This window comes from Streptomyces sp. NBC_01283, assembly GCF_041435335.1.
Lineage (GTDB): Bacteria > Actinomycetota > Actinomycetes > Streptomycetales > Streptomycetaceae > Streptomyces.
The window spans coordinates 25,963-45,767 of record NZ_CP108430.1 but is presented as its reverse complement, the minus strand read 5'-3'; the positions used below and the strand labels follow the sequence as shown (position 1 = coordinate 45,767).

General features: G+C 71.0%; 5 protein-coding genes. 4 read left to right on the top strand and 1 reads right to left on the bottom strand.

From position 1 onward, the window contains the following. Nucleotides 1-20: 20 nt before the first annotated feature. From OG302_RS00105 to OG302_RS00090, 4 genes are all read left to right on the top strand, one after another. A complete protein-coding gene (locus tag OG302_RS00105) occupies nt 21-16,349 on the top strand; it encodes an amino acid adenylation domain-containing protein (protein WP_371524556.1) in 16,329 nt (5,442 codons plus the stop codon). 9 nt (nt 16,350-16,358) lie between these two features. Beyond that, the gene (locus tag OG302_RS00100; RefSeq protein ID WP_371524554.1) at nt 16,359-16,571 is read left to right on the top strand and encodes an MbtH family protein; all 213 of its coding nucleotides are present in this window, start codon (nt 16,359-16,361) and stop codon (nt 16,569-16,571) included. Between the two features lie 79 nt (nt 16,572-16,650). Beyond that, entirely contained in the window at nt 16,651-17,835 is a 1,185-nt protein-coding gene (locus tag OG302_RS00095) for a cytochrome P450 (protein ID WP_371524552.1), read from the top strand. Between the two features lie 59 nt (nt 17,836-17,894). Next, entirely contained in the window at nt 17,895-19,187 is a 1,293-nt protein-coding gene (locus tag OG302_RS00090) for an activator-dependent family glycosyltransferase (RefSeq protein WP_371524550.1), read from the top strand. A 420-nt stretch (nt 19,188-19,607) separates the two neighbouring features. On the opposite strand, the gene OG302_RS00085 is transcribed toward OG302_RS00090, so the two are convergent. After that, entirely contained in the window at nt 19,608-19,793 is a 186-nt protein-coding gene (locus OG302_RS00085) for a transposase (RefSeq protein ID WP_371524548.1), read from the bottom strand. Nucleotides 19,794-19,805 lie beyond the last annotated feature (12 nt).

The window sequence follows — 19,805 nt, the reverse complement described above, 5'->3', positions numbered from 1 at the left end:
ATAAACAGGAGTGCTGAGTCGTGATCCCCTTGTCTTTTGCACAGCGGCGCCTGTGGTTCATCGACAGGATCGAGGGGCCGTCGGCGATGTACACCGTGCCGTTCCTCATCCGGCTCACGGGACGGGTCGACACCCCGGCGCTCACCGCCGCGGTGCGCGATGTGGTGGCCCGCCACGAGAGTCTGCGGACCTTGATCGTGGAGAGCGCCGAAGGCGTCCCCGCCCAGCAGGTGGTGCCGGCCGAGGAAGTGCGGCTGGACATCGGGCTGATCGAGATCGCCCCGGACGAGTTGGACGAAGCGGTGCGGGAGGCCTCCGCGGTCACCCTCACACCGTTCGAGGAGATCCCGGTACGCGCCGTCCTCTTCCGTACGGGCGCCGAGGAACACCATCTGCTGCTGCTGATCCATCACATGGCCTGCGACGGCGAGTCCATCGCCCCGCTCGTCCGGGACCTGAGCGCCGCCTACACCGCACAGGTCGAGGGCCGTACCCCGGACTGGCCCGAACTGGCGGTCCAGTACGCCGACTACACGCTCTGGCAGCGCGAACTGCTCGGTGACGAGAACGACCCGGACGGCCTCCTGGCCACCCAACTCGACTACTGGCGCGACGCGCTGGAGGGTATGCCGCCCTCGACGCGGTTGCCCATGGACCGGCCGCGCGGCCCGTTGCCGAGCCGCCGCGGCGATGTCGTCGAAGGCACCGTCGACGAGGAGCTGCTGGCCAGAGCGGAGGCGGCGGCCAAGCGCACCGGGTCGTCGGTGCCGATGGTGTTCCAGGCCGCCCTTGCCGTACTGCTGCACCAGCTGGGCGCGGGTGAGGACATCGCGCTCGGTTCCACCGTCGCCGGCCGCCAGGACCCGGACCTGGCCGACCTGGTGGGCTTCTTCGCCAACACCTGGGTCCTGCGCACCGACCTGTCGGGCCGGCCGACCTTCGACCAACTCCTCGCACAGGTACGGCACAAGGCGCTGACGGCGTACGACAACCAGGACGCGCCGTTCGAGCGCGTGGTGGAGGCACTCAACCCGGAGCGCTCCAGCGCCTACCACCCGCTGTTCCAGGTGATGTTCACCTGGTCGACCGGTGCCCGCCTGGAGTTCGGTCTGCCGGGTGGCGTGCGGGCGCGTATCGCTCCGCTGTGGACGTCGATGGCCAAGTTCGACTTGGAGTTCAGCTTCTTCAACGAGCCCGGCACACCGGGCCTGTCCATCTGTCTCGAGTACGCGACAGACCATTTCGACCGGGCCACGGCGCAGGGATTCGTGGCACGCCTGGTACGGATCGTCGGCGATCTGCTCGACGAGCCGTCCCGCGCCGTTGCGCTGGCGGACGTGCTGACGGACGGCGAACGGGAGTGGGCCCTGCGCGCCATCGAGGGCGCGGCCGCCGACACCCCCGAGCTGACCGCCGCCGCACTGATCGAGCGTCAGGCGGCGGCGACCCCGCACGCCACGGCCGTGGTCGACGGCGGGCAAGAGCTGAGCTTCGCCGAGCTGGACGCGCGGGCCGAGCGACTGGCACGGGAGCTGACCGCCCGCGGGATCGGACCGGAGCGCCTGGTGGGCCTGGCGCTGCCGCGCTCGGCCTCCCTGATCGTGGGCATGCTCGCGATCTGGAAGGCCGGTGCCGCCTACCTGCCGATCGACCCCCGGTACCCCGGAGCACGTCTGGGCCACATCCTGTCCGACGCGGGCCCGGACCTGGTACTGACCGACACCGCCGGCGCGAAGGTGCTCCCGGCGGCGGACATCCCCCGCCTGTGCGTCGACGAGGTGGACTTCAACGCGGCCGGCCCGGCGGCGGAACCGGCCGTCGGCCTGCCCGCGCACGCCGCCTACGTGATGTACACATCGGGGTCGACCGGCACGCCGAAGGGCGTGGTGATCACCCATCGGGATGTCGTCAACGGCGTGTTGCGGCTCGCCGACGTCGTCGGTATCGGTGCGGGCACGCGCGTTCTGGCCGGTACGTCGGTCAACTTCGACGTGTCCGTCTTCGAGGCCGTGACCACCCTGGCGCGGGGCGGCATCCTCGAGGTGGTGCGCGACGTCCTCGTCATCGGCGAACGGGGCGGCTGGTCCGGCGGCGTCATCAGCACGGTTCCCTCGGTCTTCACCGAACTCCTCGACCAGGCAGGAGGGATGATCCGGGCCCAGACAGTGGTCTTCGCCGGCGAGGCCCTCCCGGCCGCGCTGGTGAAGCGGACCCAGGACGCCATTCCGGGCGTGCGGGTGATCAACGCCTACGGCCAGACGGAGTCGTTCTACGCCACCGCCTTCACCGCCGGCGAGGCGTGGACGGCAACCGCGGCCACCGCACCCATCGGCGTCCCGCTGGCCAATATGGGCGCCTATGTTCTTGGCCCCGGCCTTCAACTGCTGCCCCCCGGCGTCGTCGGTGAGCTGTACGTGGCAGGAAACGTGGCGCGCGGATACCTCGGCAGGGCCCGGCTGACCGCCGAACGGTTCATGGCTGATCCCTTCGGCCCGGCCGGTGCACGCATGTACCGCACCGGTGATCTCGCCCGCTGGGGGGCCGACGGCCAACTGGAGTGCGTCGGCCGTGCCGACGAGCAGGTCAAGGTGCGCGGCTTCCGCATCGAGCCGGGCGAGGTGGAGGCCGCGCTGACCGCCCACCCCGCGGTGGCCCAGGCCCTGGTGACCACCTGCCGGCACGAAGGCCGTGACCACCTGGTGGGCTATGCGGTGCCGGCCGCCGGGCGGGAGCCGGGACAGTCGGCGGTGGAGAGCCTGGGAGACCTCGACATCGACCTCACGGCCACCGTCTCACCGCGCGACCTGCGCACGTTCCTGTCCGCCAGGCTTCCCGAGTTCATGGTGCCTTCGGTCTTCGTCATGCTGGACCGGCTGCCGCTGGCCCCCAACGGCAAGCTGGACCGCAAGGCGCTGCCGGCACCGGAGTTCACCGGCTCGACCTATCGCGCCCCTGCCACGCCGGGTGAAGTGATACTCGCCCGTGTCTACGCCGACGTGGTCGGCCTGGACCGGGTCGGGGTGGATGACGACTTCTTCGCGCTCGGCGGCGACAGCATCCGTTCCATCCAGGTCGTCGCGCGGGCCAGGACCCAGGGCATCGAGGTCACTCCCCGGCAGATCTTCGAGTGCCGCACCGTCGCAGAACTCGCCCGCGTCGCCACGAGCGAGGGCCGCACGCAACCGGAACTGGAGGAGCTGCCGGGCGGTGGCGTGGGCTTCGTGCCCCTGCCGCCCGTCGGCCACTATCTGGAGGAATTGGGCGGGAACGCCGACCGGTTCACCATGGCGATGACGGTGGACCTCCCGACGGGGATGGACCGGGACGGCCTGGTGGCGACGCTGTCAGCCGCCTTCGACCGGCACGACATCCTGCGCTCCCGGCGGATCGCCGGCCGGGCACCGGGGCTGGAGGTGACCGCGCCCGGAACCGTCGACGTGCAGCCGCTCATCCACAGGGTGGCGAGCGAGGGAACGTGGGACGACGCCTGGCGGCAGCGGGCGCAGAGCGAACTCGACGCCGCGGCAAGCCGGTTGGACTCCGCGAACGCAGTGATGGCGCAGTTCGTGTGGTTCGACACGGGCACCGGCACCCCGGGACGCCTCAGCATCCTGCTGCACCACCTCGTGGTGGACGGCGTATCGTGGCGCATCCTGCTGCCCGACCTCGCCGCCGCCTGGCGGACGATCCGCGACGGCGACACCCCGCAACTGCCCCCGACCGCCACCTCGGTCCGCCGCTGGACGCATGCGCTCACCGAGGCCGCGACCGGAGAGCGGGCGGCGGAACTCGGGCTGTGGCGCCGGATGGTCTGCGGACCCGACCCGATTCTTGGCGCCAGGCCGTTCGACCCGGCCGTGGACACCATCGCCACGGTCGAGCGGGTCCGACTGGACCTGCCGATCGAGACCACCAGGGTCCTGCTGACCACCCTGCCCGCCGCCTACCGCGGCGGCGTCAACGACGGCCTGCTGACCGGGCTCGCCCTCGCCGTCGCCGCCTGGCGCGGGCGGCGCGGCCTCGACGAGCCCTCGACGCTGGTCCGCCTGGAGGGCCACGGGCGCGAGGAGGACGTCGTCCCCGGCGCCGACCTCTCCCGCACGATGGGCTGGTTCACCAGCATGTACCCCGTCCGCCTCGACGTGTCCGGGATCGACCTCGACCAGGCGCTCGCGGGCGGTGCGGCGACAGGCGCCGCGGTCAAGGCCGTCAAGGAGCAACTGCTCGCCGTCCCCGACAAGGGCATCGGCTACGGCATGCTGCGCCACCTGAACGCCGAGACCAGGGCAGACCTGGAGCGCTACGGATCCGGGCAGATCGTCTTCAACTACCTGGGGCGCTACACGGGTTCGGCCAACATGCCCCAGGACCTGCACGGCCTGGGCTTCACCCAGGTCGAGGACACCGTCACACTGACGCCCCCGCTGGACGGGGACATGTCCGCCCTTGCCACCCTGGCCGTCAACGCGCATGTCGTCGACACCGAGCAGGGCCCGCGGCTGGAGGCGAGCCTGGACTACCCCTCCGGGCTGCTGGCCGAGACGGATGTCCGCGAGCTCGCCGACCTGTGGCGGACCGCCCTGGCGGGCGTGGCCCGGCATGCCGGGCAGTCGGATGCCGGCGGCCTCACGCCTTCGGACGTTCCCCTGGTCACGGTGGGTCAGGGCGAGCTCGACCGCTGGCAGGAGCAGTACCGGGGCATGGCCGACGTGTGGCCCGTGACCGCGATGCAGGACGGGCTGCTCTTCCACGCCGAACTCGCCGGCGCGGCCGTCGACGTCTACCAGATGCAGTTCACGTTCCACCTGACGGGCGAGGTCGAACCGCACAGGATGAGGGCGGCCGGACAGGCGCTGCTCGACCGCTATCCCAACCTGCGGACAGCGTTTGTCACCGACAGCGCGGGCGACCGGGTCCAGATCGTCCGGAACGGAATCGAACTGCCCTGGCAGGAGCTGGACCTGGCCTCCCTGCCCCAACCACAGCAGGAGGAGCAGCGCAGGCGCTTCCTCGCCGCGGAGCACAGCACCCACTTCGACCCGGCCCGGGCGCCGCTGGTGCGGTTCTCGCTCGTCAAGCTGGCAGCCGACCGCTGGGACCTGGTCCTCACCGCCCACCACGTCCTCTTCGACGGCTGGTCGGTCCCCCTGCTCATGCTGGACCTGCTGCGTCTGTACCGTTCAAACGGCGACGCCTCCCAGCTGGGCAGGGCGCCCGCCTACCGCGACTTCCTGACGTGGCTCTCCCATCAGGACCGTACGGCGACGGCCCGCGCCTGGGAGCGGGAGCTGGAGGGCGTCGACGAGCCCACGCTGTTGGTACCCGACGCTCCCGCCGCGGACGGCGAATCCGTCGGAGTCGGCCAGCTGGACGTGCCGCTCACCCCGCAGCAGTCCGACCGGCTCTCCCGCCGCGCCGGCGAGCTGGGCCTGACCCTCAACACGCTGGTCCAAGGCGCGTGGGGCATGCTGCTGTCCGGCCTGACCGGACAGCGGGACGTGACCTTCGGCGCCACGGTCTCGGGGCGTCCGCCGCAGGTCGAGGGCGTGTCCGAGATGGTCGGCACGTTCATCAACACCCTTGCGGTCCGCATGGACTGCGCCCCCGGCCACTCCCTGCGCACTCTTTTGACCGGACTCCAAGAACGGCAGAGCGCGCTCCTGGACCACCACCACTTCGGCCTCCTGGAGATGCACCAGCTCACCGGCGTGCGCACGCTCTTCGACACCCTGGTGGTCTACGAGTCGTACCCCATCGACAGTGCGGCACTGGACGACGCCTACGCGGCCGCCGGAATCCGGGTGAGCGGGCTGAGCCCGCTCAGCAGTACCCACTACCCGCTGGTGGTGATGGCGTCCGCCGAGCCGCATCTGGCCATCGCCCTCCAGTACCAGCACCACCTCGTGCCCCCGGAGCAGGCCGCTGTCATCGCCCGGCGCCTGGGACGCATCCTCGTCCGGCTGGCCGAGGACCCGGAGCTGCCGTTCAGCAGCATGGACCTGCTGGATCCCGCCGAGCGCGAGCGCATCCTCGTCGACGTCAACCGGACCGCCGCCGAGACTCCCGACGCGACCATCCCCGACCTGTTCGAGCGACAGGCCGCAAAGACACCGGACCGGTCCGCGGTGACCTGCGGCGGCGTCACGCTGACCTATGCGCAGCTCAACGCCCGCGCCGACCGTCTCGCCAGCGCGCTGGCCGCACGGGGCGTCGGACCGGAAACCGTCGTCGGCCTGGCGATGCCCCGCTCGGCCGACCTCGTCACTGCCATGCTCGGCATCTGGAAGGCCGGCGGCGCGTATCTGCCCATCGACCCGGAAAACCCCGGTTCCCGGGTGGAGCACATGCTGAGCGTCACCCGGCCCCAACTGCTGCTCACCCGGTCCGGCACCGCCGACGCGCTGCCGGGCACCGATGTTGCGACCTTGCTCATCGACGACGTCGATCTCGCCGCCGACGGCCCGCTCACGGGGCAGGTGAAGGGACTGTCACCACAGCACGCCGCCTACGTGATGTTCACCTCCGGCTCCACGGGCGTGCCCAAGGCAGTGGTGGTCAGCCACGCCAACGTCGTCAACGGGGTGACGCGGCTCGCCGAGCGGGTGGGGGTGGACGCGGACACCCACATGCTCGCGGGCGCCTCGATCAACTTCGACGTATCCGTCTTTGAGATCGTCACCACGCTGGTTCACGGTGGCCGTGTCGAGGTCGCCGGGAACGCCCTCGTGCTTGCCGAACGCGAGGCGATGACGGCGAACGTGATCAGCACCGTCCCGTCGGTCTTCGCCGCGCTGGGCGGCCGGATACCTGCCCTTCCCGACCGGGCCACCCTGGTCTTCGCAGGGGAGAAGCTGCCGACCGGGCTGGTGAGGCGCATCCGGCAGGAACGGCCCGAGGTCCGCATCGTCAACGCCTACGGGCAGACCGAGTCGTTCTACGCCACGACGTTCGGCGTCCCGGCGGAGCAACCCCGGTGGGACAGCGGCAGCGTCCCGATCGGGACGCCGATCGGAAACCTGCGCACCTATGTCCTGGGGCCCGCCCTCGCGCCGGCCCCGCCCGGCGTGACGGGCGAGTTGTACGTCGCCGGGGACATCGCGCGCGGCTACGCCGGCCGGGCCGCCCTGACCGCTGAGCGCTTCGTCGCCGACCTCTACGGCCCCGCGGGTGCGCGGATGTACCGCACCGGAGACCTGGCCCGCTGGACGGCCGACGGACAGATCGAGTACGTCGGCCGCGACGACAACCAGGTCAAGATCCGTGGTGTCCGCGTCGAACCCGCCGAGATCGAGAGCGCGTTGGCCACCCACCCGGATGTCACGCAGGCCGTGGTCATCGCCCGCAGCACAGCCGAGGAAGGGGACCGGCAGCTCGTCGCCTACGTCGTGCCCGCCACCCCGCACGCCGACGGCACGGACCTGGCCGCCACCCTGCGCGGCTATCTGCGCGAGCGGCTGCCCGCACACCTGGTGCCCGCCGCCGTCGTCGCCCTCGACTCGGTCCCGCTGACCGTCAACGGCAAGCTGGACCGGGAGGCGCTGCCCGCACCGCACTTCGCCGCGGCGGCCGCGGGCAGCGATCCGCGCACTCCTCAAGAGGAACTGCTGTGCGAGCTGTTCGCCGAGGTCCTGCATGTCGACCGGGTGGGTGTCGACGACGACTTCTTCGCTCTCGGCGGCCACTCGATCATGGCCATCAAGCTCGTCAACCGCATCCGGTCCGTGCTGCGCACCGAAGTGGAGCTGCGTACCCTCTTCGCCGCTCCGACCGTGGCCGAGCTCGTCCCGCATCTGGACCGGTCCGGGGCGGCCCGCGCACCGCTGGCTCCTCCCGCGACGCTGCCCGCGCGGCTCCCGCTGTCCTTCTCCCAGCAACGGCTGTGGTTCCTGCACAAGTTCGAGGGCCGCGCGGCGACCTACAACATGCCGATCGTCCTCCGGCTCAGCGGGGATCTGAACGTGCGAGCCCTGGAGGAGACAGTCAATGACCTCGTGACCAGGCACGAGATCCTGCGCACCGTCTACCGCGAGACCGACGGGCGGCCCTACCAGCACATTCTCGGGCCGCAGGAGGCCCGCATCGCCCTGCCCGTACGCCCGGTCGCGGACGCGGACAAACTGGCCGGGGCCATCGTCGCGGTCGCCCGCCACCCCTTCGACATCGCCTCCGAGATTCCGCTCAAGGCCGCACTGTTCGGCACCGGCCCGGACGAGTTCACCCTGGTCCTCGTGATCCACCACATCGCGGCCGACGGATGGTCCGCGACCCCCCTTGCCAAGGACCTGGCCACCGCCTACGCGGCCCGCGCCCGGGGCGAGGCCCCCCAGTGGGCACCACTGCCGCTGCAGTACGCGCATTACGCCCTGTGGCAGCAGGAGCTCCTGGGCCGCGACGCCGACCCGGACAGCCTGTTCAGCAGGCAGTGCCGCTACTGGTCCCAGCAGCTGGCGGGGCTGCCCGAAACGGTCACCTTCCCGACCGACCGGCCGCGCCCCGCGGAGCTCGACCGCAGCGGCGACCTCCTCGAGTTCGCCCTGGACGCGACCCTTCACGAGGGAATCGTCTCGCTTGCCCGGGCCACCAACACCACCCCCTTCATGGTGCTCCAGGCGACCATGGCCGCCCTGTTCACCCAGCTCGGCACAGGTACCGACATCGCGCTCGGCAGCGGCATCGCGGGTCGGATCGACCAGAACCTGGACGACCTGATCGGCCTCTTCGTCAACGTGCAGGTCATGCGCATCGACACCTCGGGCGACCCGACCTTCGTCGAACTGCTCGACCGCACGCGCCGGACGAGCCTGGCCGCGTACACCCATCAGGACATCCCCTTCGAGGCTCTGGTGGAGAAGCTCAACCCGGAACGCTCGGCATCGATCAATCCGCTCTTCCAGGTCGCCCTGATCCTGCAGAACACCGAGGACGCGGACTTCGAGCTGCCCGGTGTGCGGGTCACGAGCGAGGGCACGGGCACCGGCACGTCCCGCTACGACGTGACACTGAGCCTGACCGAGAGGTTCCACGACCGCACCGCGCCGGATGGCATACACATCGCCGTCGAGTACTCCACGGAGCTCTTCGACGCCTCGACGATCGAAATGGTGATCGCCCGCTGGGAACGGCTGCTCGCCGCCGCCGTCCTGGACCCCGCACAGCACATCGGCGGGGCGGGTGAACTCACCGCCGAGGAGCGCGGCACCCTGCTCGCGGGCGAGCAGCGCACCGGACAGGAGGTGGCAGCGGCCACCTTCCCGGACCTCTTCCGCGAACAGCTGCTGCGGGCCCCGCAGGCACCGGCGGTCGAGTTCGGCGGCCAGGTGTGGTCGTACCAGGAGCTGAATGAGCGGGCGAACCGCATTGCGCACTGGCTGATCGCGCGGGGCATCGGCGCCGAGCAGCCGGTCGGCGTCGCCATGCCGCGCAGCGCCGACCAGGTCGCCGTGGTCCTGGGCATCTTCAAGGCGGGCGCGGTATTCCTGCCGGTCGATCCGGACTATCCGTCCGATCGCATCCGGTTCATGCTCGATGACGCCGCTCCCGCCGTCCTGCTGGCCACGGCGGGCATCGCGACGGGGCTGCCGGCGTGCCCGGGCACCGATGTGGTGGCCGTCGACACCCCCGAAGTGGCCCAGGCCTGGCGGGACGGTCCGGTCACGGACCCGGACGTCGCCCTGGCCCCCGCGCATCCCGCGTACCTCATCTTCACCTCCGGCTCGACCGGACGGCCCAAGGGCGTCGTCGCCACCCACGCCGGTATCGCGGCCCTCAGCCGCACCACACAGGACCGCCTCGCGCTGAGCCCGGACTCCCGTGTCATCCAGGTCGCCGCGCCCAGCTTCGACGCCGCCTTCTGGGAGTACGTGCAGACCCTCACGACCGGCGCCACCCTGGTGGTCCCACGTGAACAGCGCCTCGTCGGCGAGGACTTGGCCCACAACCTGGCCGAACTCGACATCACCCACGTCATGCTGCCGCCCAGCGTGCTCGCCGCACTCCCGGCCGACGCGCCGCGCACGCTGACCGGACTGCGCACCGTCACCGTCGGTGGCGAGGCGTGCCCACCGGCGCTGGCCGCCGCCTGGTCGCCGGGACGCCGTTTCGTCAACGCCTACGGCCCCGCCGAGACCACCGTGTGCGGCGCGGTCAGCGCCCCACTGGGCACCGGCCGCATACCCATCGGCACCGCGGTGGACGGAAACCGGCTGCGGGTGCTCGACGACCGGCTCGCCCCGGTCGAACCGGGCGTCCCCGGCGAGCTGTACATCGCCGGACCCAGCCTGGCCCGGGGCTACCTGAACCGCCCGGATCTCACCGCCGAGCGCTTCGTCGCGGACCCGTTCGGCCCCGCTGGCACCCGCATGTACCGGACCGGGGACATCGTGCGCCGCAGTGCCGACGGGCAGCTCGACTATCTCGGCCGCAGCGACGACCAGGTCAAGATCAACGGGCTGCGCATCGAGCCCGGCGAGATCACCGCAGCCATGGAACAGCACCCGGGCGTCGGACAGGCCGTGGCAACGTCCTACCGGGGCAAGGACGGTCGGCAGCGCCTGGTGGGCTATGCCGTGCCCGCCACGCCGGGGAGCCGCGGCCCGGACGCCGACGACCTGCGCGCCTTCCTGTCCCAGAGGCTGCCGGAGTTCATGGTGCCCTCGGTGTTCCTACTGCTGGACAGTCTGCCGCTGACGGCCAACGGCAAGCTCGACAAGGCCGCCCTGCCCGCGCCGCCGACCACGACGGCGAGCAGCTACCGGGCTCCCGAGACCAAGGCGGAGAAGACGCTCGCCGCGATCTTCGCCGAGATCCTGGGGCAGGACCGGGTCGGCGTCGACGACGACTTCTTCGTGGTCGGCGGCGACAGCATCCGCTCCATCCAGGTCGTCTCCCGAGCCCGCGAACAGGGCGTGGCGATCACGCCGCGGCTGATGTTCAAGCACCGGACCGTGGCCGCCCTCGCCGAGGCCGCCGAGGCCGCCGCGGCCGGCGGACGGCCCGGCACGGACCGCCGGGAGCCTGCCGGGGGAGGACTCGGCTGGATGCCGCTGCTTCCCGTGATGCGGCAGATAAACGAACACGTCGGAAACCACGACGGATTCACGATGTCGACGGTGCTGCAGCTGCCGACGGGCATCGACGAGAGCGGACTGGTCGCGACCCTTGCCGCGGTCGTCGACCATCACGACATGCTGCGCTCCCGCCTGCGCACCCACGCCGGGGAGCAGGGCCTGGACGCGGCCGCGCCCGGCACCGTCGACGTGGCGTCGCTCATCCGCCGCAGGCACTGCCCCGGCGACTGGAGCGACCCCGCCTGGCGGCAGGAGACCAAGGCCGAGGTCGCCGCCGCCGCCCGTGAACTGGACGCGGAAGCAGGCCGGATGGCCCGCTTCATCTGGTGCGACGCGGGCCCGGACACCGCCGGGCGGCTGATCGTCGTCCTGCACCACCTGGTGACCGACGGGGTTTCCTGGCACATCCTGCTGTCCGACCTCGCTCAGGCCTGGGACGCCGTGCGACAGGGCCGCTCGCCGCAGCCGGCCGCGGTGCCCACCCCCCTGCGCAGCTGGTCATACGGCCTGGTGCAGGCCGCCGCGGCACCCGATCGGGTCGCTGAACTCGACCTCTGGCGGGACGTGCTGGACCGGCCCGAGCCGCCGCTCGGCGCCCGGCCACTGGACCCGGCCGTCGACGTCCGCGCGACCGTGGACACGGTGCGGGTCACACTGGACCACCAAACCACCGAAGCACTCCTGACCACCCTGCCCGCCGCCTTCCACAGCGGTGTCGACGACGGCCTGCTCACCGCACTCGCCCTGGCCCTGGCCGGGTGGTACCGGACACGGGGCATCGACGAACGCTCGGTACTGATCCGCCTCGAAGGACACGGCCGTGAGGAGGGCGCGGTACCCGGCGCCGATCTCACCCGCACCATCGGCTGGTTCACCAGCATCTATCCCGTCCGCCTCGACGTCGGCGGCATCGACCTGCAGGACGCCGTCGCAGGTGGCCGCACCGCCGGGTACGCCGTGAAGACGGTCAAGGAACAGCTCCACGCGATCCCGGACAAAGGCATCGGCTACGGCCTGCTGCGCCACCTCAACCCGAAGACCGCCGAGATCCTCAAGGGGTACGGCGACGGACAGGTCGCCTTCAACTACCTCGGCCGGCTCGGCCCGGTCGCTTCCGCACAGCAGGACAGCGACGCGGGCTGGACGATGGCCGACGACCTGGGCGACCTCGCGCCGCAGCCCAACGCACCGGCCCTGGCCGCGGTGGACATCACCGCCTTCTCCGCCGAGACCGCGCAGGGCCCGCAGCTGACCGCCGACTTCGCCTTCGCCACCGGACTGCTCACCCGGGAAGAAGCGCGAGAACTCGCAACCCTGTGGCGCACGGCCCTGGAAGGCCTGGCCCGGCATGCCACCGCTGCGGGGGCAGGCGGCCTGACGCCGTCGGACGTGCCGCTGGTCCGGGTACGCCAGCGGGACCTGGAAGTCTGGGAGGAGCGCTACCCGGACATGGTCGACGTATGGCCGCTGACCTCGCTGCAGTCCGGCCTGCTCTTCCAGAGCCAGCTGGACGGCGCCGAGTTCGACGCCTACCAGGTGCAGCTGGTCTTCCACCTGACCGGACGGGTGGACCCGCAGCGGATGAGGGCGGCCGGCCAGGCTCTGCTCGACCGCTACGACAGCCTGCGCACCGCATTCGTGACCACAGCCGCCGGCGAATCCGTGCAGCTACTCCTCGACCGCGTCGAGCTCCCCTGGCACGCCATGGACTGGAGCGGCCTGCCCGAGCGGGAGCAGGAGGAGAGACTGCGGGACCTGCAGGACCGGGACCGGGCCACGCCCTTCGACCCGGCCGACCCGCCCCTGCTGCGCCTGACCCTCGTACAGCGGGGGCCCGAGCGCCACGAGCTGGTGATGACCGTCCATCACATCGTGTACGACGGCTGGTCGTCGCCGCTCGTGCTGCAGAGCCTGCTGCACTTGTACGCCACCTTCGGGGATGCCGGACGACTGAACCGGGTGCGCCCGTACCGGGACTTCCTCGACTGGCTGTCGCACCAGGACAAGGAGGAGGCGGCACAGGCGTGGCGGGCCGAGCTGGACGGCCTTGACGAGCCGACGCTGGTGGCTCCCCGGAGCCAGCAGCAAGAGGGAGGCGGCCACTGCAGGACGCCGGTCGAGCTGGACCGCGACACGGCGCGCCGCCTGTCACGGCGCGCCGCCGAACTCGGCATCACCCTCAACAGCCTGGTGCAGGGCGCCTGGGCACTGCTCATCGCAAGCCACACGGGCCGCCAGGACGTAGTGTTCGGCGCCACGGTCTCGGGGCGGCCGCCACAGGTGGCGGGCATGGACGAGATGGTGGGCCTGTTCATCAACACCCTCCCGGTCCGGGTGCGGACGACGGCCGGACAGAGCGCGGCCGACCTGCTGCTCGACCTCCAGGAGCGGCAGGCCGCGCTGATGGACCACCACTTCCTCGGCCTCGCCGAGATCCACCAGGCCGTCGACCTGCCCGTGCTCTTCGACTCGGTGGTGGTCTTCGAGTCCTACCCGGCCGGCGGGGACGACCTCGACGAGACGCTGAGCGCGGCCGGCATCGCGATCACCGGAATGGACTGGGAAGCGGCGGTGCACTACCCGCTCGCCCTGTTCGCCACCGCTGACCCGGATCTCCAACTGATGCTGGGCTACCGTGACCATGCCTTCGACACCGAGACCGTACAGCGTCTGGCGCACCGCCTGACACGGATCCTCGGCGACCTCGCGGCGGACCCCGCCATCCCGGTGAGCGGGATCGATCCCATGGCACCGGCCGAGCGCGAGCTCGTGCTGACCGGGTTCAACGACACCGTCTCCGAGGTCCCCTGGGCCACCGTGGCCGCACTGTTCGAGCAGCGGGCCGCCCGACGTCCCGACGCGGACGCCGTGCTGTGCGGTGACACCACCCTCACCTACCGGGAGCTCGACGAGCGGGCCGACCGGCTCGCACGGGTGCTGGCGGCGAGCGGTGTGGGCCAGGAGTCGCCGGTCGGGCTCGCCCTCCCGCGCTCGCCGGAGTACATCGTCGCCGTGCTGGCCATCGCGAAGGCGGGCGGCGTGTATCTGCCCCTCGACCCGGCCTACCCGGCCGAGCGGATCGCCTTCATGCTGAGCGACGCCAAACCCGCTCTTCTGGTGACCGATACGCAGACCTCGGCCGGGCTGCCCGAGAGCGACTGCCCGCTCCTGGTCATCGACGGGCCCCAGGCCGCCCGGGAGATCGCGGCGGCGGAGCCGCTCGCTGCAGGCCCGGACGGGCATCCGGACCAGCTCTGCTACGTGGTGTACACCTCCGGCTCCACGGGCCGGCCCAAGGCGGTGGGCATCTCCCACCGGTCGCTGGCGGTTCTGTCGGCGGACCGCGGCTACGACGAGAGCCGCCTGGAGCGCGTTCTCATGCACCACACACAGGCGTTTGACACCTTCACCTACGAACTGTGGGCCGCCCTGCTCCGCGGCGGCGCAGTCGTCATCCTCCCGTCCGGCCGACTGGATCCGGCGGGCCTCACGCGGATGATCGTCGAACAGGGCGTCACCGGACTCATCATGCCGGCGGGCCAGTTCATGGCCTTCGCCGATGAGGCACCCGAGGCGTTCCGCGGCGCCCGTGAGGTGTGGACGGTCGGCGACGTGGTGACCCCGGCCGCCCTGGAGCGGGTGCTGTGCGCATGCGCCGACCTGACCATCGTGAACGGGTACGGCCCGACCGAGACCACCGCGGCCACCACCATGCACGTCATCACCGGCAGGGACGACCTCGGCGAGGCCGTACCGATCGGGCGCCCGATGGACAACACCCGCCTGTATGTGCTGGACGCGGCGCTGCGACCGGCGCCGGTGGGGGTTGTCGGGGACCTGTACGTCGCCGGCGAACGGTTGGCCCGCGGATATCTGGACCGGTACGGCCTCACCGCGGAGCGCTTCGTGGCCTGCCCCTTCGGCGGGCCGGGCGAGCGGATGTACCGCACCGGCGACCTGGCAGCCTGGACGCCGGAGGGCCGCCTCCTGTTCCGGGGCCGCGTCGACAACCAGGTCAAGGTCCGGGGCTTCCGGATCGAACTCGGTGAGGTGGAGGCGGTGCTCGCCGACCATCCGCAGGTCGCGCAGGCCGTCGTGATCACCCGTGACCAGCCGGGCATCGGCAGGCACCTCGTCGCCTACGTCACCCCGGCCGAGGGGGAGCGGCCCGACCCGGACACCTTGCGGTCCTTCACCGGGCAGCGGCTACCGGAGCACATGGTGCCCTCTGCGGTCCTGGTCATGGAGAGTCTGCCGCTGGCCGTGACCGGGAAGGTCGACCGCAGGCTGCTGCCCGTACCCGAGTTCCTCAGCCACACCGCCTACCGGGCTCCCCGCAACGCCCAGGAGGAGCTGCTGGCAAGCGTGTTCGCGCAGATTCTCGGCGTGGAGCGGGTCGGCATCGACGACGACTTCTTCGCTCTCGGCGGCCACTCGCTCCTCGCCACCAGGCTCATCAGCCGGATCCGCACGGTGCTGAGCGCGGAGGTCCCGATCCGCAGCGTGTTCCAGGCGCCGACCGTCGCCAAACTGGTCGAGCACCTGACCGGGGGCCTGCGGGACCCCGGCGACGGCGGCCCCTTCGACACGCTGCTGCCGCTGCGGACCGGCGGGAGCCGAACGCCCCTGTGGCTCCTCCACCCCGGATTCGGACTGTGCTGGTCCTACCTGGGGCTGGCCACCCAGGTGGGGGACCGCCCGGTGTACGGCATCCAGGCGCGCGGCTTCGACGGCGCACCGCTGCCGGCCGACTTCGCGGCCATGGTCACCGACTACACGGAACAGATCCTCGCCGTACAGCCGCACGGCCCGTACCAGCTGGCCGGGCACTCGCTGGGCGGCTCCCTGGCCCACGCCATCGGTGCCGAACTCCAGCGCCGCGGCTACGAAGTGGCCCTAGTGGCGCTCCTCGACGCCGTTCCGAGCAGCGGGTTCGCACAACTGGCGGAGGCCCACCTCACCCGGTCGGAGGCGCGCGACTTCCTGGACGACTACCTGCCGGGCACCGCCGATGACGACGACCGCCGCAACATCGTCGAGAACGGTGCCACGGTCATCGTCGAACACTCCCGGATGGTCGCGGAATTCACCCAGCCCACCTACCGCGGCACCGTGCTGTTCTTCAGCGCGACACAGAGCCCCGAGGTGCGGCCCGCCCCCTGGGAGCCGCACGTCGACGGCGAGCTGCTCACCTTTGACATCGACGCCACGCACTTCGGACTGACCGAGCCGAAGCCCGCAGCCGAGATCTGCACCATCGTCAACCGCTACCTCCGTGACTGAGGAGACCGCGTGACCACGAACCCCTTCGACGACGAGAACGGCACGTTCTACGTCCTGGTGAACGACGAGGAACAGCACTCCCTATGGCCCTCCTTCGCACACATCCCGGACGGCTGGCGGATCGCCTTCGGTCCGGAGGACCGGCCGAAGTGCCTTGCCCACATAGAGGAGAACTGGACCGATCTGCGGCCCAGGAGCCTGCGCCTCGCCATGGGCGAGTAGCACCTGCGCCCGTACCAGCGCCCGTACAGAACGAGAAACAGGAGGGATGGAGATGACACAGCTCGCCGACCGCTGGGGAGTGAACCCCGCGTTCTTCTGGATGTGGGGTCACCGACCGGAGCAGCCCGTCAAGGTGGACGAGAGCGGGGTGTTCCATGTCTACGGTCACGCCGAGATCCTGGAGGTCTACGGCGACCCGCAGGTGTACTCGTCCAATGTGGAAGCCCTGCTGTTCGGGGCGCCCGAGGGCGAGACCCTCAGCGAGGGCGCGCTGAGCGCGGCCGACCCGCCCAAGCACACGAAGCTCCGCAAGATTGTCAGCCGTGCGTTCACCCCAAAGCTGGTGGCCGATCTCGAACCGCGGATCGCTGAGGTCACTGGTCAGCTCCTGGACGAGGCGGCGGGCCAGGGGCGCCTGGAACTGGTCGGGGACCTGGCGTATCCGATGCCGGTGATGGTGATAGCCGACATGCTCGGCGTGCCGCGCAGCGACCGCGACCTTTTCAAGCAGTGGGTGGACACCATCCTCACCGCCGCCGGCGAAGTGAACGTGGAAGACGCGGTCAAGGACGGCGCGGGCACGCAGCGCGAGGACGAGGACGTCGCGGCCGCCATGGGGCAAGTGCCCGAACTGATGGAGTACTTGCGCACGCATGCGGCCGAACGGCGCGCCAAGCCGCGCGAGGATCTGCTGACCAAGCTGGTCCAGGCGGAGGTCGACGGCGAGCGCCTGACTGACAACCAGGTGGTGAACTTCTCCAGGGAACTCCTCGTCGCAGGACACCTCACCACCAGCGCGACGATCGCCAACATGCTGCTGTGCCTGGATGCCCACCCGGAGCAGTTCGCCCGGCTGCGGGCGAACCCGGACCTCATCCCGGGGGCCGCCGAGGAAACCCTGCGGTTCCTCGGTCCGCTCGCGGCCTCCGCCCGCGCGACGGCCGAAGACACCGAGCTGGCCGGCGTCAAGATACCGAAGAAGAGCTTCGTCCGGCTCTGGCTCGGCGCCGGCAGCCGGGACGAGCGGGTGTTCGACCGGCCCGACGAGTTCGATCCCGGTCGCGACCCCAATCCGCACCTGGGATTCGGCCGCGGAATCCACTTCTGCATCGGCGCGCCACTCGCCCGCCTCGAGACCAGCATCTGCTTGCGGATGCTCCTGGACCGGTATCCCGGATTGCGGGCGGCCCCGGACGAGCGGCCGGAATTCTTGCCGCTGGATGACCTGCTGGCAGTGTCGAAACTCGAGATGCTCACCGCTTAGGCCGTTGCTGGAACAGCCTGCGAACCGTGGATGAGTTCGCTTCGAAGGAGGAAAGCGCCATGCGCGTCCTGTTCGTAGTCTTTCCCTGGCGAACCCACCTGCAGCACATGGTGCCGCTGGCCTGGGCACTGCAGTCGGCAGGCCACGAGGTCCGGGTCGCGAGCGGCCCGGAGCTGACGGACGCCGTCACCGCCTCGGGTCTGCCGGCCGTACCTGTAGGTCCCGAAGAACCCGTTTTCGGGAGGGTCGAACGCGAGCAGGGGGAGGTGTACCAGAAGCTCGTCGAAGCCCACGGCGAGCAGAACGACATCCTCGTCGACGTGTGCGAGGACCGCGAAGAGATCCTCACCTGGGAGCGCCTGCGGTGGGGGAGCCGGTTCCTGGCCGCCACCTCCCGGGCCTCCAATGATGCGATGGTCGAGGAGCTGGTGGAGTACTGCCGCTGGTGGCAGCCGGACCTGGTGCTCTGGGACTGGCTGAGCCACGCGGGCGCGATCGCGGCCACGGCGGTCGGAGTGCCGCACGGGCGCATGCGCACCGAGTTGGCCGTCGAGGACCGCGCCCGCCGGCATTTTCTGCGGGTGCGTCAGGAGCAGGCGCCCGAGGACCGCGAGGACCCGTTGGGGGACTGGCTGGGGGAGTGGGCGCAGAAGTTCGGTGCCGAGTTCTCCGAGGAGATGGTGACCGGGCAGTTCGCGATCGAGCAGATGGTCGGCTCGATGCGGCTGGAGTCGCCGTCGCCGCATCTTCCGCTGCGCTATGTCCCCTACAACGGGCCGTCGGTGGTGCCGCATTGGGCCCGACGCGACCCGGCCAAGCGGCGCGTCCTGGCCACCTTCGGACTCAGCCTGGCAACGGACCCGGCGACGGCCGCGTCCTCCTTGGAGCAGCTGCAGGGGATGCTGGATGCGCTGGCTGATCTGGACATCGAGCTGGTGGTGACGCTGCCCGAGCAGTTCCAGCGGGAGCTGGAGCGGGTTCCCGGCAATACCAGGCTGGTGGAGTTCGTTCCGCTGCACGCCGTCGTCCCCTCGTGCTCGGCTGTGATCCACCATGGCGGCGTGCCCGGGTTCCTGGAGGCGATCGCGCACGGGGTGCCGCAGCTGGTGATCGGCCGCGCCATGACCGATATCGGGGAGCGTGGCCCGCGGCTGGAGCGGTCCGGGGCCGGCCTGTGGATCCGGGGGGACGCTCCGGAGGACCTGGACGGGGGGCGGGTGCGGGAGCAGCTGGTGCGGCTGCTGGAGGATCCGTCGTTCGGGGAGGCCGCCGGACGGCTCGGCCAGGAGCTGGCGGCGCAGCCGTCACCCGCCGAGGTCGTCCGGGAACTGGAACGGATCGTGGAACGCTAGTGCTGCGTTCCTCGAAGAACGTTCCGGTAGCGGCATCGCCGGGGGCGGGACGGGGTGTCGCGCGGCCCTAGATCCAAGGTCGGGCGCGGGTGTTGAGCTGAGCGGTGGCCATTGCGGTGGCCTTTGGCGATGCCGTCCGGGCTGGCGAAGGACCGGCCGGCCAGGGCCGTCTCGCGGAAACAGGCGCCACCAGCCTTCTTGGAGGCTGAGCCAGCAGGCGCCGACGAGGGTGACGTGATGGTGCCGGCCCCGCCGGCACCCCGTCCCAGGCGTAGTGGCCTCCGCCATGTTCCTGGGCATGGCGGAGGGACTGTTTGCCCGCCGGCTGGATTTCAAGGACGGCGAAGCGAGAGCGCATGCGGCCTTGCCGCCAGGACACCTCGCTGAACACGCCGTGCTCGGCTGCCGGTTGAGGCAGTGTTACCGGCCGGGTGCGGTAGCGGGGCAGGGGCGCCGGGCCCAGCCCGCCATAGGCCGGTCCCACACAGCCAGGCGATCCAACAAGTCCAGCGCGAGCTGGGTCTTGGCAGCAAAGGTGACGTACTGCGGGACGCCGGCTCTGCGGCGCTGGGCCGCATCGCTGGTCCACTCCCCGGGCAGATACAACTGCCGCTCCAG